21 protein-coding genes are annotated in these 20,166 nt (G+C 61.5%); 11 read left to right on the top strand and 10 right to left on the bottom strand.

What is annotated here, in order from left to right; genetic code table 11:
* Window positions 1–9: 9 nt before the first annotated feature.
* On the bottom strand, window positions 10–984 hold the full coding sequence (locus QZ266_RS03740) for a quinone oxidoreductase (protein ID WP_295691768.1): 975 nt from the start codon (window positions 982–984) through the stop codon (window positions 10–12).
* Between the two features lie 59 nt (window positions 985–1,043).
* On the bottom strand, window positions 1,044–1,913 hold the full coding sequence (locus QZ266_RS03735; RefSeq protein ID WP_295691767.1) for a glycerophosphodiester phosphodiesterase family protein: 870 nt from the start codon (window positions 1,911–1,913) through the stop codon (window positions 1,044–1,046).
* Window positions 1,914–2,006: 93 nt separating this feature from the next.
* On the opposite strand from QZ266_RS03735, the gene QZ266_RS03730 reads away from it, so the two are divergent.
* Window positions 2,007–2,693, top strand: a complete 687-nt coding sequence (locus tag QZ266_RS03730) for a glutathione S-transferase family protein (protein ID WP_295691765.1) — start codon at window positions 2,007–2,009, stop codon at window positions 2,691–2,693.
* A gap of 209 nt (window positions 2,694–2,902) precedes the next feature.
* Here QZ266_RS03730 and QZ266_RS03725 read toward each other — a convergent pair whose 3' ends face one another.
* Together QZ266_RS03725 and QZ266_RS03720 are read right to left on the bottom strand one after the other, a co-directional pair.
* Window positions 2,903–3,727, bottom strand: coding sequence for a LytTR family DNA-binding domain-containing protein (locus QZ266_RS03725; protein ID WP_295691763.1), 825 nt, complete (start codon window positions 3,725–3,727; stop codon window positions 2,903–2,905).
* Window positions 3,728–3,840: 113 nt separating this feature from the next.
* Window positions 3,841–4,539 carry a dienelactone hydrolase family protein gene (locus QZ266_RS03720; RefSeq protein WP_295691761.1) on the bottom strand — a complete coding sequence of 233 codons (699 nt, stop codon included), beginning with the start codon at window positions 4,537–4,539 and terminating at the stop codon, window positions 3,841–3,843.
* A gap of 12 nt (window positions 4,540–4,551) precedes the next feature.
* Here QZ266_RS03720 and QZ266_RS03715 point away from each other — a divergent pair, with 12 nt between their 5' ends.
* The 6 genes from QZ266_RS03715 (at window position 4,552) to QZ266_RS03690 (ending at window position 10,518) form a co-directional block, all read left to right on the top strand.
* On the top strand, window positions 4,552–4,836 hold the full coding sequence (locus QZ266_RS03715; protein ID WP_295691759.1) for a DUF6489 family protein: 285 nt from the start codon (window positions 4,552–4,554) through the stop codon (window positions 4,834–4,836).
* Between the two features lie 4 nt (window positions 4,837–4,840).
* On the top strand, window positions 4,841–6,157 hold the full coding sequence (gene mnmE / locus QZ266_RS03710) for a tRNA uridine-5-carboxymethylaminomethyl(34) synthesis GTPase MnmE (RefSeq protein WP_366523916.1): 1,317 nt from the start codon (window positions 4,841–4,843) through the stop codon (window positions 6,155–6,157).
* 122 nt (window positions 6,158–6,279) lie between these two features.
* Window positions 6,280–8,139, top strand: a complete 1,860-nt coding sequence (mnmG, locus tag QZ266_RS03705) for a tRNA uridine-5-carboxymethylaminomethyl(34) synthesis enzyme MnmG (RefSeq protein WP_295691755.1) — start codon at window positions 6,280–6,282, stop codon at window positions 8,137–8,139.
* Window positions 8,140–8,763 (top strand): 16S rRNA (guanine(527)-N(7))-methyltransferase RsmG, encoded by a 624-nt coding sequence (gene rsmG / locus QZ266_RS03700; RefSeq protein ID WP_295691753.1) that lies wholly within the window; start codon window positions 8,140–8,142, stop codon window positions 8,761–8,763.
* The gene (locus QZ266_RS03695) at window positions 8,741–9,598 is read left to right on the top strand and encodes a ParA family protein (protein ID WP_295691751.1); all 858 of its coding nucleotides are present in this window, start codon (window positions 8,741–8,743) and stop codon (window positions 9,596–9,598) included. The genes rsmG and QZ266_RS03695 overlap by 23 nt, the downstream gene beginning before the upstream one ends.
* Window positions 9,595–10,518: a ParB/RepB/Spo0J family partition protein gene (locus QZ266_RS03690; protein WP_295691750.1), complete on the top strand. Its 924-nt coding sequence runs from the start codon at window positions 9,595–9,597 to the stop codon at window positions 10,516–10,518. Before QZ266_RS03695 ends, QZ266_RS03690 begins: the two co-directional genes overlap by 4 nt.
* Here QZ266_RS03690 and holA read toward each other — a convergent pair whose 3' ends face one another.
* From holA to QZ266_RS03670, 4 genes are read right to left on the bottom strand one after another with little or no spacing between them, the layout of a single operon-like run.
* Window positions 10,519–11,571, bottom strand: coding sequence for a DNA polymerase III subunit delta (gene holA / locus QZ266_RS03685; RefSeq protein ID WP_295691748.1), 1,053 nt, complete (start codon window positions 11,569–11,571; stop codon window positions 10,519–10,521).
* Window positions 11,568–12,071, bottom strand: a complete 504-nt coding sequence (lptE, locus tag QZ266_RS03680; protein WP_295691747.1) for an LPS assembly lipoprotein LptE — start codon at window positions 12,069–12,071, stop codon at window positions 11,568–11,570. Before lptE ends, holA begins: the two co-directional genes overlap by 4 nt.
* A gap of 4 nt (window positions 12,072–12,075) precedes the next feature.
* The gene (leuS, locus tag QZ266_RS03675) at window positions 12,076–14,673 is read right to left on the bottom strand and encodes a leucine--tRNA ligase (RefSeq protein ID WP_295691745.1); all 2,598 of its coding nucleotides are present in this window, start codon (window positions 14,671–14,673) and stop codon (window positions 12,076–12,078) included.
* Window positions 14,674–14,728: 55 nt separating this feature from the next.
* On the bottom strand, window positions 14,729–15,223 hold the full coding sequence (locus QZ266_RS03670) for a DUF3576 domain-containing protein (RefSeq protein ID WP_295691743.1): 495 nt from the start codon (window positions 15,221–15,223) through the stop codon (window positions 14,729–14,731).
* A 264-nt stretch (window positions 15,224–15,487) separates the two neighbouring features.
* On the opposite strand from QZ266_RS03670, the gene QZ266_RS03665 reads away from it, so the two are divergent.
* Both QZ266_RS03665 and QZ266_RS03660 read left to right on the top strand, forming a co-directional pair.
* Complete coding sequence (locus QZ266_RS03665) at window positions 15,488–16,768, top strand: hypothetical protein (RefSeq protein WP_295691741.1); 1,281 nt, start codon at window positions 15,488–15,490, stop codon at window positions 16,766–16,768.
* 104 nt (window positions 16,769–16,872) lie between these two features.
* The gene (locus QZ266_RS03660; RefSeq protein ID WP_295691739.1) at window positions 16,873–17,304 is read left to right on the top strand and encodes an NtrZ family periplasmic regulatory protein; all 432 of its coding nucleotides are present in this window, start codon (window positions 16,873–16,875) and stop codon (window positions 17,302–17,304) included.
* Here QZ266_RS03660 and QZ266_RS03655 read toward each other — a convergent pair.
* Window positions 17,276–17,911 (bottom strand): thiamine phosphate synthase, encoded by a 636-nt coding sequence (locus QZ266_RS03655; RefSeq protein WP_295691737.1) that lies wholly within the window; start codon window positions 17,909–17,911, stop codon window positions 17,276–17,278. The genes QZ266_RS03660 and QZ266_RS03655 overlap by 29 nt on opposite strands.
* Here QZ266_RS03655 and QZ266_RS03650 point away from each other — a divergent pair.
* Window positions 17,910–18,587: a YggS family pyridoxal phosphate-dependent enzyme gene (locus tag QZ266_RS03650; RefSeq protein WP_295691736.1), complete on the top strand. Its 678-nt coding sequence runs from the start codon at window positions 17,910–17,912 to the stop codon at window positions 18,585–18,587. The two genes, QZ266_RS03655 and QZ266_RS03650, sit on opposite strands and share 2 nt — an antisense overlap.
* Window positions 18,588–18,599: 12 nt before the next feature.
* Here QZ266_RS03650 and QZ266_RS03645 read toward each other — a convergent pair whose 3' ends face one another.
* Complete coding sequence (locus QZ266_RS03645; RefSeq protein ID WP_295691735.1) at window positions 18,600–19,100, bottom strand: L,D-transpeptidase family protein; 501 nt, start codon at window positions 19,098–19,100, stop codon at window positions 18,600–18,602.
* Between the two features lie 251 nt (window positions 19,101–19,351).
* Here QZ266_RS03645 and QZ266_RS03640 point away from each other — a divergent pair, with 251 nt between their 5' ends.
* Window positions 19,352–20,038, top strand: a complete 687-nt coding sequence (locus QZ266_RS03640) for a response regulator transcription factor (protein ID WP_295691733.1) — start codon at window positions 19,352–19,354, stop codon at window positions 20,036–20,038.
* Window positions 20,039–20,166 lie beyond the last annotated feature (128 nt).

The following is a 20,166-nucleotide window of genomic DNA, read 5'->3' as shown; positions in this document are numbered from 1 at the left end:
CGATTGCGATCAGGGAGCCAGAATGCTGGCTCCCGTCGTCTTTCTGCCCTCAAGATCGATATGGGCCTGAACGGCGTCTTTCAGCGCATAGCGCTGATTGATCTGTATCGATACCGCCCCGCGTGCCACGGCGTCGAAGACATCGGCCGTATTCGCCGCCAGGGCTCGGTCGCTTGCTACATAGTGAGCGAGCGAGGGCCGCGTGACATAGACCGATCCTTTTTGTGTCAGAATACCGAGATCGACACCGGTCACGGCGCCGGACGCATTGCCGAAACTGGCCAGCAATCCGCGCGGCTGCAGGCAATCGAGCGATATCTCGAACGTGTCTCGTCCGACGCCGTCATAGACGACGGGAACGCCTTGACCGTCTGTTATTTCGCGGACTCGCATCGCGATGTTTTCCTGCGATGAATTGATCATGTGGGCTGCGCCCATGGAGAGGGCCAGCGCGCATTTTTCCGACGTGCTGGCGGTCCCGATCAGGGTGACTCCCAGATCGCGCGCCCATTGGCACATCAACAAACCCACCCCGCCTGCAGCAGCATGATAGAGGACCGTGTCTCCAGCTTTGACCGGATAGGTTTCCTTGAGGAGATAGCGAGCCGTCATGCCTTTCAGCATGATGGCGGCTGCTTGCTCCAGCGACACGGCATCAGGAATACGCGCCAGACGGCCCGCCGCGACTGTGTTGAATTCGGCATACGCGCCAATCGGGCCGTTCCCATAGGCGACCCGGTCGCCAATCGCGAACTGGGTTACCCCGTCGCCAATCGCATCGACATGGCCGGCGGCTTCCAACCCGATCCCGCTTGGCAGGGGGACGGGATAAAGGCCGGACCGGTGATAGGTGTCGATGTAATTCACCCCGATCGCTTCATGGCGGATCCGAACCTGACCGGCGCCGGGTTCTTCAGGCCGGACGGAGTCGAGCTGCATGACGGAGGGACCACCAGTCTGGTGGATGCGGATGGCCTGGCTCATCGGTTTCGCCTTGTCTCCTTGATTACGTGTCTATCATGGGTGCGGATCGTCGCGACCGGCTAGATCCGGCATTGCTCGATCCGGGCCTGTAATACATCTGATCCACCCAATGCCGAGACTGCGGCGTCGACATTGTCGATGGACAAGAGCTCGACGCCGGCTTCCGCCGCTTCGAGATAGGGCGTTGCGCTTCCGTCTTCACGGCGAAACAGGCCGACGGATGTTTCCAGCCCGCGGCTCGCCAGCTCGGTGTCACGGGCGGGATTCAGGGCGCCGGTACCGAGCCAGATATAGCTGGCATCGAGATTGACACCGGAGGCGCTCAAAGCGTCCAGCTCGTCGGGGACCGACAGGACAAGGCCAGGGTCCAATGCATGGATCGCGGCAGCATCCTCGACAGTATAGGCGATAATGGCGACGTGATCGCGGGCATTGTTCGCGTCGACCAGCGCGACGATCTCGGCTGGTGTGACGGATTTGAGGTCGAGATTGAGAACCAGGCCTGTTTCCCGGGCCAGCGCGAAGACAGCTTCCAGGCGGGGAATGGTCTGGTTGGTCAGCTCGCCATTGCTGTCGAGCAAGCGCTCGCTTGAAAGGTCGGACCAGACCCGCCCCTCCAGATCGCCGCTACCCGTTGTGGTGCGCTCGAGCGTGTCGTCATGGAGCAGGAAATAGACGTCGTCCGCCGTGCGGCGGACATCGATCTCGGCATAAAGCACGCCATTGTCCGCGAGACGCTGCAAGCTGGACAGGGCGTTTTCGGGATAGCCAGGTGCGGGTCCGCCCCGATGCGCCGCCAGCATGGCAAAGCCGCTCTCCCGGTAACAGGTCAGGGCTGTGGCCTGGGCCGACAGCTCGGTATCCGGTGTCGGGCCGGGCGGGTTGCAGGCGCCAAGAATGAGGAGGAGGGCGGGCAGGGTTCTGAGCATTTCAAGATCCGGGTTGCGAGGTCACTGTCAGTTGAACCTGTATGGATGACATTCGACAATTCCTGATGGTCGGCGGCCAATTGTCAGGCTTCAATGGCTATCAATCAGAAGAATGATCGGCTTGTCGATCATCGGGGAGAGAATTTCATGGTCGATACATCACCACTTCGTCTCTATCACGCGCCTCGGACCCGTTCAGTGCGGGTCCGCTGGTTGCTCGAGGAAATGGGGCTGCCGTATTCACTCGAAACGGTCGCCTTTACAAAGCGGCCTGCGGGGGATGAGCGCTATGGCGAAATCCACCCGCTGAGGAAGGTCCCGGCGCTCGAGGATAACGGTCGGGTCATGTTCGAATCCGTCGCCATCCTTCAGTACCTTATGGGCCGCTACGGGCCGACCGAACTGGATGTCCGGCCGGATGAGACGGATTATGACCTCTACCTGCAATGGCTGCATTTCGGCGAGAGCGGGATGATCATGCCGGTCTCGCTCTTGCTGGCCCATACTATGCTTCTGCCGGAAAAAGTGCGGAATCCAGGTATTGCGGCATCCGCGCGGGCGGACACGACAAAAGCCCTGATCATGCTGGCTGAGCATGGATTGAAGGATCGGGATTACCTCGCCGGTGACCGTTTTACCGCTGCTGACATCTCGGTCGGCTACATGCTCTTCCTGCTGAAGATCATCAAACAATTCGATGACGCGCCGGAAGCGGTGAAGGATTATTTCGCTCGGATCACGGCCAGGCCGAGCTGGGCGATCGCAAGTGCGACCGACTGAAGATTTGCCTGACGTATGAAAAAAGAGCGGTTCATGGATTGGTTGAAAGGGGGCCTGTCCATGAACCGCCCAAATTCCGTCCGGACTTCGCACCGGTCGGAACGGCGCCCAACGGAAACCGTTCGTCCTGCTTAGGCGGGTCGGATTGATCCCGGAAGCTCGTCCCGGGCGGCATGTGATGAATGAGCTGGTTGCGGTGACGAATGCCGTCAGGCGAGCGCCCGCTGGTCCAGTTGCTCTCGAACCTCGGAGCGATATCGATCCGATACGGGCAGTTGAATTCCATTCGTCAATTCGACAATCCGGAAGCTCTCGCCGCGGGAGCGCGCGACGCTTATCCGGGCCGGATTGACCAGATGCGATCTGTGAATTCGGACAAAGCCGGCCGTGGACAGGGCGTCTTCGAGATTGGCCATGGTCGTCCGGTGCAGGACGTCGCGGTCGACCAGATGCAAGGCGATATAATTGCCCTGCGCTGTCGCGCCGAGGATCTCGCGGACCGGCACATATTCGACGCTGCCACTTGATTTGACGGCCAGTGTGCCAAGGTCGGGCGCATGGAATTGGCGTGGATCGATCGCCGGGCGCATCTGCCGACCGAAAAGGAAGGCCAGGATGAAGAAGACCATATCCCAGAGGAAGGCCCGCACACCCAGACTGCTCAATGTCTGCAGTGGCGTCAGCTCGGTGCCGATTGAAAATGCGAATGCGGCATAGACCACGACGCCGCCCATGCCGAGGAAGCAGGCGATCGCCGCCGACTTGGCGGTCTCGACGAAATCTGAATTGCTGTGGCGGGCACCAATCTTGAACACAATCGGAAACAGGAAAAGCCAGGGCAGCATGCCCCGCGTCCATCCCAGGAGATAGGCGTGGTAGGGCGCAGCCGACTGGACGCGCATGGCATCGAACCAGCTTGCGGTGGCGAACAACCACACCGTACTCACCCAGAAGAGTGTGGTGATGACCAGAAATGGTGAGCGAAGCGGGAAGCCGGTGATGCGGACTTCGCGGAGATCGTCGACGAGGGCCAAGGGTCTTGTCCGGGTTGGATGTTGACAACCTTAGTGCCGTATCGGGCCTCGAATGGGCAAGTGACTTTACGCTAACAATTGCGCGAGCCGTCCTGGCGCTCGCCAATGCCGGCTCAGTTCAGGGCGTCATGAAGGAAGCGAATGGTGAGGCCGTTGGCCTGACCGGCACTGGTTTCGTTGTAATGAAGCCCGCCCGGGCGTGCGAAGGCGTGGTCATCATCCGGGTAGTCTTCGAGCCTGATTGCAGGATGGGCGTCCAGAGCGTCGTGAATTCTGGCCTGCGCGTCAGGCGGCACGAATTGATCCTTCCCCGCGATGTGGAGCAGCAGGGGGCGATCAAGGTCACGGGCCTCGTCGAGGCGGGCGTCTATGCCGACGCCATAATAGCCGACGCTCGCATCACTATCGGTTCTGCAGGCGGTCAGATACGCCAGCAGGCCGCCAAGGCAGTATCCCATGGCGCCGGCTTTGCCGGTGCAGGCCGTATCCGCGCGGAGGGCAGACAGCGAGTCGGCGATGTCGCGCATGCCGGTCTCGACATCGAACCGGGTAAACAGGGCGAAGGCGCGCTTCAGGTCCGGATCGATATGATCGTCGAGTTCGATCCCGGGCTCGATGCGCCAGAAGAGATCCGGGCACAAGGCGACAAAACCGGCTTCGGCAAGACCGTCGCAAATCAGGCGCATATTGGCGTTGACGCCGAATATCTCCTGCAAGACCAACACGCCCGGCCCTGTCCCTGATGCGGGCACGGCGCGGTAAGCGGAAAAATCCCCATCACGTCCCTTGATGGGGATATATTGACCTGCCATGGGAGGCTCCTGTTGAGTGCTCTTGCAGCCAGTTCAAGCGAGGCCGGTATGAAGGTCAAGATCGACATCGAGTGCAGTCCGGAAGAAGCCCGGAGCTTTCTGGGCCTTCCGGATGTGACCCGGATCAATGAAGCCATGGTGGACGAGGTTGTGCGCCGCACCGAAGCCAATCTGGAATCCATGGAGCCTGAGGTCTTGATGCGTCAATGGTCCGCCGTTGGGGGTCAAATGACCAATCAATTCATGGACATGATGCGCCAGGCGGGGGGTGTTCCCGGGTCCGGCAAGGGCAGTTAGTCCATTGAATACAACTGTTTATGCGTTGGCGACGCCGCCTGGGCGTTCGGGTGTTGCGGTTATTCGGCTGTCAGGAGGCAGTTCCGGGCCAATTCTTGATGCGCTCGCCGGTCTCCCGCGCCCGTCACCGCGGAAAGCGTCGCTGAGAGCCTTGCGGTCGGTCGATGGCGCGGTGATGGATCGGGGTCTGGTGATCTGGTTCCCGGGCCCAGCGAGCTTTACCGGCGAGGACAGTGTCGAGTTTCACGTGCATGGCGGGCCGGCGGTTATTGAGGCCGTTCTTCACGCGCTTGACGAGGCTGGCGCCCATCCGGCTGAGGCGGGCGAGTTCACGCGGCGCGCTTTCGAGAATGAGAAAATCGATCTGACCGAGGCCGAAGGCCTGGCCGATCTGATCGAGGCGGAGACCGAAGGTCAGCGGAAGCAGGCCCTGGCCCAGATGTCAGGATCGCTGCGTGAACTTTATGATGGATGGCGGGATCGTTTGATCTCCGCGATGGCGTCGATTGAAGGCGAGATTGATTTTCCGGACGAGGAAGACGTGCCGGATGCGCTATCCCACTCCGCGCATGCTCCGCTGAGTGAGCTGGTCTCGTCCATGTTTGCCCATCTCGATGATGGTCGGCGCGGCGAGCGGGTTCGGACGGGGTTCTCGATTGCCCTGATCGGAGCGCCCAATGCCGGAAAATCGAGTCTCCTGAATTGTCTCGCACGGCGTGAGGCCGCGATTGTCACCGATATCCCGGGGACCACGCGCGACATTGTGGAGGTCCAGCTGACCCTGGCGGGATTCCCGGTTGTGATTTCGGATACGGCGGGGCTGCGTGAAGCTGTTGATGCGATCGAGGCTGAAGGTGTCCGTCGGGCGCTGGATCGGGCCGAACATGCTGATTTGCGGATTGGTGTCGCTGATGTGCGGGAGGAGGAAGAGTTATCCGACCTGCGTGGGCGCCTCACCGACGGTGATCTTCTTGTTCTGAACAAGGTCGACCTTTCGCCGAATGCGGATCGGGACGGAGCCTATCCGCTGAGCGCCAAGTCGGGTCAGGGCGTTGAAGCGCTTGAGGAGCGGATTGAGGGTATCGTCCGGGATCGTCTCTCCACACGTGAGATGCCCGCACTCAGTCGGGTGCGTCACCGGCGTGCCGTCGAGTCGGCGCTTGAAGCGCTGGTACGCTGCCGGGACAATCTGGCACTTGCTCCGGAGCTTGCGGGTGAGGATGCGCGCTTGGCGGTGCGGGCCCTGGAGAGTCTGACCGGTCGGGTGGATGTCGAGGACATTCTGGATCGTGTGTTCTCGCAATTCTGTATCGGGAAATAGGGCGGAGTTAATCCTGGCGCCTGTTTCACGTGAAACATCGCCTGCGTGATCTCGACTCTATTCGGCGAAAGCCCTATGTAGACCGGCCTCAATCTACCCTGTCTCGGATCGGAAGCGCTCCCATGAAAACCTGGGATGTTATTGTCATTGGCGGTGGCCATGCTGGCTGTGATGCCGCGGCGGCGTCGGCCCGACTGGGCGCCGATACCCTGTTGATGACCCACAAGCTGGAGACCATTGGAGAGATGTCCTGCAATCCGGCCATTGGCGGTCTGGGCAAGGGACATCTCGTGCGGGAGATTGACGCCCTGGACGGCGTGATGGGTCGGGTTGCCGATGTCTCCGGGATTCAGTTTCGTTTGCTCAACCGGTCCAAGGGGCCGGCCGTCCGAGGCCCCCGGACCCAGTCTGACCGCGCGCTCTACAAGTCAGCCATGCAGGGCGAGTTGTCGGCGACGGATAATCTCGAGATTGTCGCAGCCGCCGTTGAGGATCTCGTCTTTGATGGGGATGTCTGTACTGGCGCGGTTGATGCGGAGGGCGTGGTCTATAACGCCAGGGCGGTGGTTCTGACGACCGGCACCTTCCTGCGCGGTCTCATCCACAAAGGTCGGGAACGTATTCCGGCGGGCCGGGCCGGCGAAGCGCCATCGATCGGCTTGTCGGACACGCTTTACGGCCTCGATTTGCGGATGGGTCGGCTGAAGACCGGTACGCCGGCGCGTTTGCGGAAATCGTCCATCGACTGGGAGTCTCTGGAACAGCAATCTGCCGACGAGGCACCTGTGCCGTTCTCCTTTCTGACCGAGGCGATAGCTGTCCCCCAGATCACCTGTGCGATTACCCGGACGACGGAAGCGACGCACCAGATCATCGCGGATAATCTGGGTCAGTCTGCCGTGTATTCCGGAGCGATTGCGGGGCGCGGCCCGCGCTATTGTCCCTCGATCGAGGACAAGGTCGTTCGGTTCGCGGACCGGTCCCAGCACCAGGTCTTCCTGGAGCCGGAAGGTCTTGCAGATGACACGGTCTATCCGAACGGGATTTCCACATCGCTTCCGGATGATGTTCAGCAGGCCTTTCTGGAAACCATTCCCGGCCTCGAACAGGTTGAAGTGAAGCGGTATGGCTATGCGATCGAGTATGATTATGTCGACCCGCGCGAACTGGATGCGACCCTGCAATTGCGCAAACGGGCCGGGCTTTGGTTGGCGGGTCAGATCAATGGAACGACGGGTTATGAAGAGGCCGCTGCACAGGGCTTGATGGCGGGCGCCAATGCGGCTCTGGCGGCCACGGGGCGGGCACCCTTCGTGTTGAGCCGGTCGGAAGCCTATATCGGCGTGATGATCGATGACCTGGTGACGCGTGGGGTCAGCGAGCCCTATCGCATGTTCACATCTCGCGCCGAGTATCGCCTGACGCTGCGGGCGGATAATGCCGATCAACGCTTGACGGGAATGGCAGAGACATTGGGGCTCAGCGGAGCGACACGGAATGCGGCCTTCGCTGCCAAATTGGCAGAGCTCGAAGGACTGCGCTCACTCGTCTCTGGATTGTCGCTTACGCCCAATGAAGCCGCCGCTCACGGTGTGGCTGTAAATGCGGATGGAAAGCGCCGGAGCGTGTCTGACCTGCTGGCCTATCCGGATGTGGACTGGGCCAGGATTTGTGAGATATGGCCGGAATTGGCAGGCGCCTCGCCGGCTGTCGCCGAGCAGATCGAGATCGATGCGCTCTATGCAGGTTATATCGATCGACAGCAGGCGGACATTCTGGCCTTTCGGAAGGACGAGGCGGTTCGTCTCCCGCGGGATCTGGACTATCGCGGCATTGGTGGTCTCTCCAATGAGGCCCGAGAGAAGTTGGAGACCGCCAGACCCGAGACGCTGGGGCAGGCTGCGCGGATTGAAGGTGTCACGCCTGGCGCTTTGACGGCGGTTCTGGCCCACGTGAAACGCCGTGATCGGGAGGCGAGCTAGATGGATCGCGAGGCCTTCGGCCGTCAGACCGGTGTTTCACGTGAAACACTGGCCGCTTTTGATCAGTGGCGGACGCTCCTGATGGAGACCAATGCCCATACCAATCTGGTCGGCCGGTCGACGCTCGACCAGTTCTGGCATCGTCATGCGCTCGATAGTTTCCAGCTTCTTGAGCATATATCGACGGATGTGAGCAGGGTGGCGGACCTGGGCGCCGGAGCAGGCTTTCCCGGAATAGCCCTGGCCCTCGGTTTCCGTGATCGCGGACAATCAGCCTCGGTAGTCATGGTGGATTCCGTTGGCAAGAAAGTGGCCTTTCTGCGCAAGACGATCGCGGCGCTGGAGCTCAATGCGGAGGCGCGTTCGGTGCGCGTGGAAACACTCGATCCGGCGGAAAACTTCGACCTGGTGACAGCGCGGGCCTTCGCCCCTTTGAATAAATTATTGGGCTATGTCGCGCCTTTGTTGAAAAACAAGGCTCAAGGCCTTTTCTTCAAAGGGCAAAACTATCGGGATGAATTGACCGAGGCCCGTAAAAACTGGACATTCGATCATGAAGTCATACCCAGTCAGACCAGTGACGGTGTGATCCTGCGTATTCATGAGGTGGAACGTGCTAACTGACGTCCAGCGCGCCAAGGCGCCCCGAGTCATTGCTGTTGCCAATCAGAAGGGGGGCGTGGGCAAGACCACGACCGCCATCAATCTCGGAACCGCTCTGGCGGCGATCAAGCAAAAGGTCGCGATTATCGACCTTGACCCGCAGGGCAATGCCTCGACGGGGTTGGGCGTCCCGCCTGCCAAGCGGACCCTGACATCCTATGACGTGCTCGTGGGCGGGGATTCCCTCAAGTCTGCCATGGTGCCGACGGTCGTGCCGGGGCTTTCCATCGTCCCGTCAGATGAGCTTTTGTCAGGAGCCGAACTCGAACTGGCAGATGATCAGCGGCGATCCTACCGGCTCAAACGCGCAATCGACCAGAGTATGCAGGCCTTGGGCACGGATGCGGCCGGTCTCGACTATATACTGATCGACTGCCCGCCTTCTCTGAACGTGCTCACGGTCAATTCCCTGACCGCCGCCGACGCGATTCTGGTGCCCCTTCAGTGTGAGTTTTTCGCTCTTGAAGGCCTGTCCCAACTCCTCAAGACGATTGATCGGGTTCGGGGGCATCTCAATTCCCGTCTGGATATCCAGGGTGTCGTCCTGACAATGTATGACAGCCGCAACAACCTCTCCGCAGAAGTGGCTGCCGATGTCCGGGAGCATTTCGGGGACAAGGTCTACAAGACGGTGATCCCGCGCAATGTGCGTGTCTCCGAGGCGCCGTCTGTGGGAAAGCCGGTTCTGCTCTACGATCTGCAATGCTCCGGATCCCAAGCCTATATCAGTCTGGCCAAGGAAATCGTTCAGCAGGAACGCAAGCGGCGACGCGAAGAACAAGGTGAAGTGGCATGAGCGCCAGCGAAAAGAACAAGCGTCTCGGGCGCGGATTGTCGGCCCTGCTCGGCGAAACCGATACAGAGGGCTATAGCGCACCGGAAGCGGAGACCACGGAATCCCGCCGGCCGTCCCGTGATGGCGTTCGCATGATTCCGATCGAGCTGATCGCCCCCAATCCGGATCAGCCGCGCAAGACGATCACCGAGCCAGAGCTCAATGCATTGGCCGACTCCATTGCCGACAAGGGCATTGTTCAACCCATCCTCGTTCGCCCGATCGATGGTGGCGGGAAGTTCCAGATCGTCGCCGGCGAACGCCGCTGGCGGGCGGCGCAGCGGGCACGCCTGCATGAAGTTCCTGCCCTGGTTCGCGATCTCACCGATCGCGAAACGCTCGAGATCGGAATAGTCGAGAACGTCCAGCGTGCGGATCTGAACCCGGTTGAAGAGGCGCAGGCGTATCGCCAGCTGATCGACCGCTTTGGTCATACACAGGAAGACGTCGCGCAGGCTGTTTCGAAGAGCCGCAGCCATGTCGCGAACATGATGCGCCTCCTGTCACTCCCTGACTCCGTGCTGACCTATCTGGCCGAAGGAAAGCTGTCCGCAGGTCATGCGCGAGCGATTGCCAGCGCGCCCGATCCGACTGTCCTGGCAGAGCAAATCATCGATGGTGGCCTGTCGGTTCGTGAAGCGGAGAAGCTTGCTAGAACGGCCCAGAATCCCAGCGCACCGGAGACCAAGTCTGCCACGAAATCGGGTGCTGACAAGGATGCTGACACACGGGCATTGGAAGCCGATATCACGGCCCGACTGGGTTTGACCGTCGATATCCGGCACGGCGCAAAAGGCGGCGAATTGCGGGTTCAGTACAAGACGCTCGAGCAATTGGACGATGTTTGCCGGCGTCTGAGCGCTGACGCCACGCGCGGATAATCAGCGACCAATCTGGGCCGCACCCCGAGCCAGTCGAAGCAAGAGATCACCAACCAGCGCTTCGGTCGGGGCGCCTGACCGCTTCACAGAGCGCTCAGCATCGAAGGCGAGTTGGCGCGCATGGTCCAGTCGCCGGCCACGCCAAAGTGATAGCTGCCGCTTGAACATGTCGGCCTGGGGCCCGAAGCGCGGCGCACCGCTGCGCGCCAGAGCCCCGTCATTCCCGCCGGCTGCGTGGACGGCACTGAGCTGGTCGAGCCGCCGCTGCAGGGCCCGAAGAATGCCGACAGCAGATCCGCCCGCGGTAATCGAGCGGTGATAGGCACTGTCTGCTTTCGTCAGCTGACCGAGCAGGGCGGGGGCAAGGACCGAGTCGAGCTGGGCCTCTCCCTGATCAGCCGCGACCGCTTCAATATCGGCGCGCGTGACGGTGTCCTCTCCTTCTCCCCGCTGACCGGCGAGCCCTTTGTAGAGGATCAGCTTTTCGATCTCGCCGCGAGCAAGAGCCCGGTCTCCTTCCAGTCTCGGCAACCACGCGTCACGCGCATCGCGAGCAAGATTCAAATTCTCAACCTTGAGCATGTCTTCGCATAGCGATTCGAGTGAATGGGTGGTATCTGCGTAACATGCTATCGTTATTGCGTTTTTAGCGGGTTCAAAGGTTTTTCGGAGCTTCCCTCGCGGCGTTAAATCGCCTGACTCGACCAACAGCACGGCTTCCGCCGCGAGAGAGCCGTCTTCCAGCGCCTTGATCAACTCGATGATCGGCCCACTCCCGGTCTCGCCATTGAGGCGGACGCGAACCAGGCGCTTGCCGCCGGTCAGGGACATGGCCGCCATCGCATCGGCAAGGCCGGCTGGGTCTGATTTGAGGTCCTCCTCGGTCAGCTGGGTGAGCGCGAACGGGTCGTCGGGATCTTCGAGCACGGCCTTGACCAGGGTTTGGGCGCGCTCATGCGTGAGACCACGATCCGGACCATAGATCAGATAGGCCCTGATCGACTGGTCGGGCTTGCGAACCCGGGCGTCGGCATCGCGGGCCGTCGCCTTCACTGAGAGTTGGCGTCCTGCAGCGCCCGGACGAGCTGATTGGCAATGCGCTCTGCAGCCAGCTGAGCGGCACGCTCTGTTGCATCCCGTTCGGCGGCGACGGAAGCGTAGACCGAACGCGGCACATTATAGGACGCTTCCGAGCGCACGGTACCGGTCATGACCGGATCTGTATCGCCATCACGGAACAGGCCGTACTGGACCTCCAGGCTGATCGCATAGCGCGAAACAGCCGCATCGGCGCCGACGCCGAGGGCTGAGCGGGTCACATCACTTTCGGTACGCAATGTGTAAGGACCGCTGGCATGACGTGCGCCCATCCGGTCGAGCAGGGCTTCCTGAAGATGGAAATCCACTTGCTCGCGACCGGTTTCGACAAGAATGTCTGACAGGCCCTGACTGACGCCCTGGCTGCCATACATTGGCGAAAAGCCGCAGCCTGAGACGAACAACCCGGCCGACAGGGCAAGGCTGGCGAGGAGAGCGCGGCGGCTGGAACGCATATTCTTATCCTGCGACGATATTCACGATACGATCAGGTACCACGATAACCTTGCGAACGGTAAGCCCTTCAAGAGCCCGCTGGACGGTTTCATCCGCCATGGCCTGAGACTGGACAGCGTCCTGTGTAGACCCTTTGGGTACTTCGATCTCGGTTCGACGCTTGCCATTCACCTGGATCGGCATGACGACGCTGTCGTCCACGAGCAGGGCGGACTCCGCTTCTGGCCAGGCCGCATTGATGACGAGACCTTCGCCGCCAAGATTTTCCCAGCATTCTTCCGCAAGGTGCGGGATGAAGGGCGCGATCATGCGCACGAGTATGCCAAGCGCTTCAGCCTTGGCAGCGATACCGGACGTATCGACCGGCTCATACTTGCGCAGGACATTGACGAGGTCATGGACCTGGGCAACGGCCGAGTTGAACCGGAAGCCCTCAATGGCATCAGTGACTGTCTGCAGCGCCTTGTGGGCAGCGCGGCGTACATCGAGCGCCTCGCCGCTGGCGTCACCGGCTACCGTAAGTGGCCCAGGCGCGCCATCGGGCAGCGAATTCACGGTCGTCCAGAGGCGTTGGATAAAGCGCCAGACACCCTCGACACCGCTATCCGTATACTCGACGTCCCGCTCGGGCGGGGAGTCGGAGAGGACGAACCAGCGCGCCGCATCGGCTCCGTAATTCTCGATAAAGGCATCGAGGTCGACAACATTCTTCTTCGACTTCGACATTTTTTCGATGGCGCCAACCGTCACCGGCTTGCCCGTGGCGATCTCGACCGGACCCTCCGGACCCTGGTCGACATCATCGGGCAAAAGCCACTTGCCATCGGCTGACTTGTAGGTCTCGTGGGTCACCATGCCTTGGGTGAAAAGGCCCGCAAAGGGCTCGCCCGACGTCATGTTCATCAGGCCGGCATCGTTCAGCGCCCGGGTGAAGAAGCGAGCATAGAGCAGGTGAAGGATCGCGTGTTCGACCCCGCCGACATACTGGTCAACCGGCATCCAATGTTCGGCATCGCTTGCCAGGAAGGGCGTGTCCTCATCCCAGGGCGAGGTGAAGCGGAGGAAATACCAGGACGAGCAGACAAATGTGTCCAGCGTGTCGGTTTCCCGCCGGGCCGGCTTGCCGCAGGTCGGGCATTCGGTGTCTTTCCAGGTCGGATGACGTTCCAGAGGATTGCTGGGATGATCAAAAGTGACGTCTTCCGGCAGTTTGACCGGCAATTGATCATCAGGAACAGCAACAACACCACAATCATCGCAATGGACGACCGGAATCGGGCAGCCCCAATAGCGCTGACGGGAGACCAGCCAGTCGCGCAGACGATAGCTGGTCGCGCCCTCGCCTAGCTTCAATGTCTCGAGCTCGGCAATGGCTCGTTCGATTGCCTCATCCGTTGAAAGGCCGTCGAGGAAGCGGGAATTATAGATCGTGCCCGGCCCCGTATAGGCCTCATCCTCGATTACATGCTCCTCGGCAGAGGCATTCGGCGGCAGCACGACCGGATTGACGGCGAGCTTGTATTTACGGGCGAAATCGAGGTCGCGCTGATCACCGGCAGGCGAGCCAAAGATGGCGCCAGTCCCATAGCCCGAGAGTACGAAATTGGCCGACCATACCGGCAATTCCCAACTATCATCAAAGGGATGCTTAACAGTGATGCCAAGGTCTACACCCCGTTTGGGGGCCTTTTCGATCTCTTCTGCCGTCGTACCCATGCGGGCGCATTCATGCATGAAGCGATCAATCTCCGGATCGTCCGCGGCCAGCGCCTTGACGATGGGATGATCCGGCGCGAGGGCCAGGAAGCTGGCTCCAAACAGCGTGTCGGGCCGCGTTGTGAAGACGTCGATCGTGTCGCCGAACTGAGACGCCAGATCCGCCTGGCTCAGCGGGAAACGCACTACTGCACCACGCGAGCGACCAATCCAGTTTGATTGCATGGTGCGGACTTTGTCCGGCCAGCGATCCAGCTCATCGAGCGCGTCGGTCAGCTCGTCGGCATATTCGGTGATCTTGAAGAACCACTGGTCCAGCTCGCGCTGGACAACAAGGGCGCCCGAGCGCCATCCCCGTCCATCGATGACCTGTTCATTCGCCAGCACGGTCTGGTCGACCGGATCCCAGTTCACCTTGGCGGTCTTGCGATAGACCAGACCGCGGTCCATCAGGCGCGTAAAGATCGCCTGCTGGTGGCGGTAATAGGCCGGGTCACAGGTCGCGAACTCACGGCTCCAGTCGATCGCCAGGCCGAGCCGCTGCAACTGACCGCGCATGGCGTCGATATTGTCATAGGTCCAGGCGCCGGGGTGCACATTGCGGTCTCGCGCCGCATTCTCGGCGGGAAGACCGAAGGCGTCCCAGCCCATGGGATGCAAGACGTCGAAGCCCCGCGCCCGCTTGTAGCGCGCGACAACATCGCCCATGGCGTAGTTTCTGGAATGGCCGACATGAATCCGCCCGGACGGGTAGGGAAACATCTCGAGCACATAGTATTTCGGCTTGCCGCCGGAAGCGTGGGGGCCGAGGGCCTTGAACGCATCACAGGCATCCCAGGCCGCCTGCCATTTGGGCTCGGCCTCGCGAGGATTGTATCGTGTCATGTCTGGCCCGCGGCCGCGCCGCGCCCCCGGTAATCGATCAGGCTGATTAGCCTGACTAGTTTTCCAGTTGCGAGATTCGCAGCTGACGCGCGCGGGTCAGAATAGCGTTCTCGATATCATAAGCCGTCTGGCCACCGGTTTCGGCGTCAATCCACTCGCCGCTCTCGCTGCGAACCTGACGGAAGACACTGACGGCCAGTGCATCAGCACGAAGGCGCGTATCGAGAATGTAGACTGTGAGCTTGAAGCGCTCGCTCGCCATCTGCGGATTGGCATACCAATCGGTCACGATGACGCCGCCGAACGGATCGACTTCAGCCAGTGGCATAAAGCTGATCGTGTCCAGGCTGGCACGCCAGAGAAAGCCGTTCACCCCGATGCCTTCCGGCTCGGCGACGCGATTGCCAGCCAGCGGGTTTGGCAGTGATGGCAGACGCAATCCGGATGACTCCGACGACGATTCCGCCGTGTCGGCATTGCGCGAGGCGCAAGCCGGAAGTGTGAGAATGGCGGCAGAAAGGATCAATCCAAGAATCCGACGGTCCGACATGTGCCGTGACTCCTTCGAAACAAACGGCGAAAACGCGCGAGAAACTGCAGGACGCGAATGCGCCTCAGGTTTTGAACGACTTGTATAACACGCGAATTCGCGCGCGCCAGCGGCGAAAGGCACCCGGCCGGGCGTGGCAAACCTGCAACATATTCTGGTGAACACGCGTTCAACTCTTTCCCGGCGCTTGACCGGAGGCGCGCGCTCACCTCCTGTAAGGCGCGACGTCCGGGGGGACGGGGCCGATCGGCGGGACCGCGAGCGATGAGAAGGACAACCAGCGCGATTTTCTTCGCCGCTCTGTCCGGAACACTTGCGGGCCCGCCGGCATTCCCTCAAAGCCCAGTTATTCCAGACAATTCAGTCTCGTCAGCGTCGGATCCATTTGATCTGGGCGCCGAGTACAGTCTCGACTGGCGAGCCGATCTCGGCCTGGTTCTGCTGGCCGGGGATACCCCGACTGCGCGCCCTGCCTGGCTCGGCGATATCGAGCTGGGCGTCGAATTCGAGGGCTTCACCCAAGGTGGCCGCCGCTGGGGTTGGGTCCTCGCCGGTCATGCCGAGCGTGATCAACACATTTCTTCCCATGGTGGGCGTACCGGCGCATGCCCGGCGGGTCGCGGCGATTGCGCGACGCTGGCCTCAACAACCTCGACCCCGATTGCCGGAGACAGTGAATTTTTCAGCGATGGAGCTGAAGGCGGAAGTCGCGTTCGCGGCATGATTTCCGAAGCTTACCTTTTCACTGATACCGGGTGGGGCGAGTTGCGTCTCGGCTATGGACCGGGCGCAGCCAGGCTTGATCCAGTCGGCGGCCCGGCGACTGCGCGCCTTGTGCGGGCGGATGGTGGCCATCTGGTAGCGGCGGCTCCCGGGGCGATCCGCACGGAGAGCCATGCGTCCGGCCATGACCCCAAGCTGGTTTTCCGCTCCATTGCCCTGGGCCAGGAAAGCAGCGTCGGGACGCTTCGCGCCTCTGTCTCCTTCACGCCTGAAGTCAGCCAGTGCGGCGTTGATACCTGCCCGCGGCGAACCGGTCCGGGAGGTCAGACCGGGTCAATCAGCGAGGCAGTCTCGGAGCTCGCCCTGACATATCAGATCCGGCGCGGCGATCATGAATGGGCGGCGAGCCTCGCCACCAGCCAGGCTGGCGGCGTGCAGGGTCCGGCTGGCTTCGACCCCGTCAATAGTGTCGATGCGGGCCTGGCCTGGCGCTGGCAGGCCTGGCGTGCTGGCGGGCGTTGGCGGCGCAGCAATAATGGCGTGGCCGGGACCGGTGCGCTGGAGGCCTGGTCGGTGTCGGCCGGGTGGGAACAGGGCGATTGGCTCTCCACGCTCGAATACGCGGCCATGAGCGACGATTTCATCCACCAGGACACCGGGATCTGGCAGGCGGCCACGTCGCGTCTGGTTGGTGACCATGGTCTGGTCGCTTTTGGTCTGCAGTCTGCAGAGGCGGCCAGCCCGGTGCTGACCAGTGCGGGGCGCCGCCAGGTCGAGACCGACGATGTGACGGCCTTTGTCGAACTGGGTTGGCGATACTGACAAATCCGCCACAGGACTCTGACTTCTTTTACCCTTGCGGCAGATTCTGTTTGGGTTGGTCAAGTTCGCTGCGCTACAAAGATCGGGCGTGAGGGAGAAGTGCAATGATCTGGCGGATCAATCCGTTTGAAATCATTGGTAAAAAATCGACCGTAGCCGGTGCGGCTGCGGCGGTTATCCTGTGCGCGCCAGGTGCTTTGGCACAGGACAGTACGGCGGAAACCGATGCGGTTGCCCCGTGGTATGAAGCTTTCACGCTGTCCATGGCCGAGGCCCCGACCCCGGAAATGGATGAAGTGACGACCTATGATCTTGAGTTCGGCGAGCGCTGGGGCGTGACGCTGGGCACACTGGAACGGTCGGACCCGCGCTTTGATGATGATCTGACGGCCGGCGCCTTCGTGACCTTTGGTGATCGCATTCGTCTGGGTGGCCAGGTTCGCTTCGCCTCTCCCGATGACAGCTTCTTCGTTCGCAATAACGACGAGGAAGAGCGTCAGCCGGAAATCAAGTTTGAGTCGGCCCTGCGCTTCTGATCGCGCCGACCACAGCAACTCCTGAAATTCCAAAGCCTGCCAAGCGTCTGACAGTGCGCAAATTGACGCCGCCAAGTGCATAGACCGGTATGCGCGAGCGCTTCGCCCACGCTGCCAGCGACAAAGGGCCCATCGGATGTCCGGCGCTTGAGCTTGCACTGGAAAAGACGGTGGAGATCAATACCGCGTCCAGCCCGCTCGCCTGCGCGCGCGAAAGCGCCAGCGGTGAGTGCGCCGACCCTGTAAATAGCCCGGTATTCCCGCAAGCGCGTTCATGATGGGCGCGGGCCAGCATGCGTTCCGGCCAGTGAACCCCGTCGGCATCGCAATCCCGGGCGAGCACAGCGTCGCCGGAAACCAGGACCCGCACGCCACGGGCCCGCGCCAGGCGCACGGTTTCACGCGCCAGGGCGACGCGATCGGGCGCGCCAAAATGCCGAAAGATCAGGGCGCTGCCCGCCGGCAGGTTTCGAGCGAGGGCGAGGGGGTCAGGTTGGCGTTGCGGGTCGGTGAGGGCAAGCAGGGCTGGCGTCATGGCACGATTTTCGCCGCGGACACGCGCGGCCGCGCTTGCCATCTGTCGCGCTGCATCGTAGGGCGACGTCATGACTGATGCTCCGGATATACAGGCACGCCGTCAGGCCCTCCTCAACGATATTTTCGCGACCGCACAGGATGCGAACCGTCAACCGAATACCATCAAACTGGTCGCGGTCTCCAAACGCCAGCCCGAAGCGCGGTTGGAGGCAGCCCTGGCAGCCGGCCAGCGTGTCTTCGGCGAGAATCGGGTCCAGGAAGCTCAGGCGCATTGGGCCGGACGGCGCGCCGGCTGGCCTGATCTCGAATTGCGCCTGATCGGGCCCCTGCAGTCCAACAAGGCGGCGGACGCTGTTGCCCTGTTCGATGTCATCGAGACGCTCGATCGGGAAAAACTGGCCAGGGCCCTGCGCAAGGAAATGGATGCCCAGAAGCGTGCGCCGCGCCTCCTCGTTCAGGTAAATACCGGTGAGGAGCCGCAAAAGGCCGGGGTCCCACCCGCCGAACTGCCCGATTTCGTGGGCCGAATGCGCACGCAATACGGTTTCACGATCGATGGGCTGATGTGCATCCCTCCGGTCGAGGAGCCGCCCGGTCTGCATTTTGCGCTGCTCGCCAAGCTCGCGGCCGATCTGGGCGTGCCGGAATTGTCGATGGGCATGAGTTCGGACTATCCGACCGCCATACGCCTGGGCGCGACTTCGGTGCGGGTCGGAACAGGGTTTTTCGGTCCCAGGGACAGCTAGCCGCCGGGACGGCTAGGCGATTGTCAGCGTGTCGCCCGGCTGGAGCGCCTTGAGCAAGGCCCGGACATCGTCCGGGTCGAGCGCAATACAGCCCTCGGTCGGTTTGTAGTCGTCCCGCTTGCAGTGCAGGAAAATCGCCGAACCGGAACCCGCTATGGGCGGATCATCATTATGGCCGAGCACCAGGATGATGTCGTAAAGCCCGTCCTCTCGCCACATGGCCTCGTGGGAGGCCGGATAGGGCCGACGGACGGGCCGGTTATAGGCCGGGTCCTCCGGGGCATCACACCAGCCATCATTGGCTTGCAGGGGGCGGCATGGAAGCACTGTTTGCGGCCGACTTAGGCGATCCGCACGATAGAGGACGCGTCGCACCGCATAGGTACCGAGCGGGGTTGCACCATCGCCTTCACACTTGTCTGACGCCTTCGTGACTCCCGCGCGACCAAGGGCTGCGCGTACCTTGCGGTTTTCCAGCGTGAGGTGGCCATTTCGGCTGACTTGCCAATCCATTCGGGAATCGTAGCGGGTAACGCGGTGGTCGGCGAGGGACGAACGGCACTGGAAAGTGCGGCTGTCCACTTCGCCTCCCCCACCACGGAGGTTTGTCCGGGCAACCGGACCTGTCATTAACCAAGCAAGTTCAAGGCCAGACCAGGCACACACAAAACTGGGCAATTTTGGCCGTACCAGCAAAAACTGCCGGGCACATTCTGCCGCCCGGCAGGAATTGCCTTGTGAAACGAAATGGGCATGATCAACGCATGAACGCGCAAAAAACCATTCTGATCGTCGATGACGATGAAGACCTTCGCGAAGCGCTCGTCGAGCAATTCGCCCTGCATGAGGAATTCCGGACCCTGTCGGCAGACACGGCTGGTGGCGGTATGGGCGTCGCCCGCAATGAGCGCGCTGACCTCATTCTGCTGGATGTCGAATTGCCGGACATGGACGGGCGCGAGGCCTGCCGCCTCATGCGCAAGAACGGGATTACCGCGCCGATCGTCATGCTGACAGGTCAGGATACGGACGCCGATCAGATCCTTGGCCTTGAATCCGGTGCCAATGACTATGTCACCAAGCCGTTCAAATTTTCGGTTCTGCTCGCGCGCGTGCGGGCTCATTTGCGCAGTCATGAGCAGAGCGAGGATGCCGTTTTCCAGGTCGGACCCTATGAATTCCGGCCGGCCATGAAGCTCTTGCTGACGTCGGATGAGAAGAAAATCCGCCTGACCGAGAAAGAAACGAATATTCTCAAATATCTCTATCGGTCTGGCGGCAAACCGGTGCCGCGGGACGAGCTTCTGCACGAGGTCTGGGGCTATAATCCCGCGGTGACCACGCACACGCTGGAAACCCATATCTATCGCCTGCGCCAGAAAATCGAACCCGATCCCGCGCACGCAAGGCTTCTGGTTACGGAAAGCGGCGGCTACCGGCTACAGAACTGAAGTCGACCTGCCCGGGATCAGTCGCCGAAGGTCAGGACCACCGGTGCATGATCAGACGGCTTTTCCCGACTCCGCTCGTCTTCCCAGATACGGAAAGCCTCTCGGCCGCCAGACAGGGCCCGGTCGCG

Origin of the sequence: uncultured Maricaulis sp., assembly GCF_905480005.1 — a bacterium.
Taxonomy (GTDB): Bacteria; Pseudomonadota; Alphaproteobacteria; order Caulobacterales; family Maricaulaceae; genus Maricaulis.
Note: the sequence above shows the minus strand (reverse complement) of the source record. Positions and strands in the feature narration are given on the sequence as shown.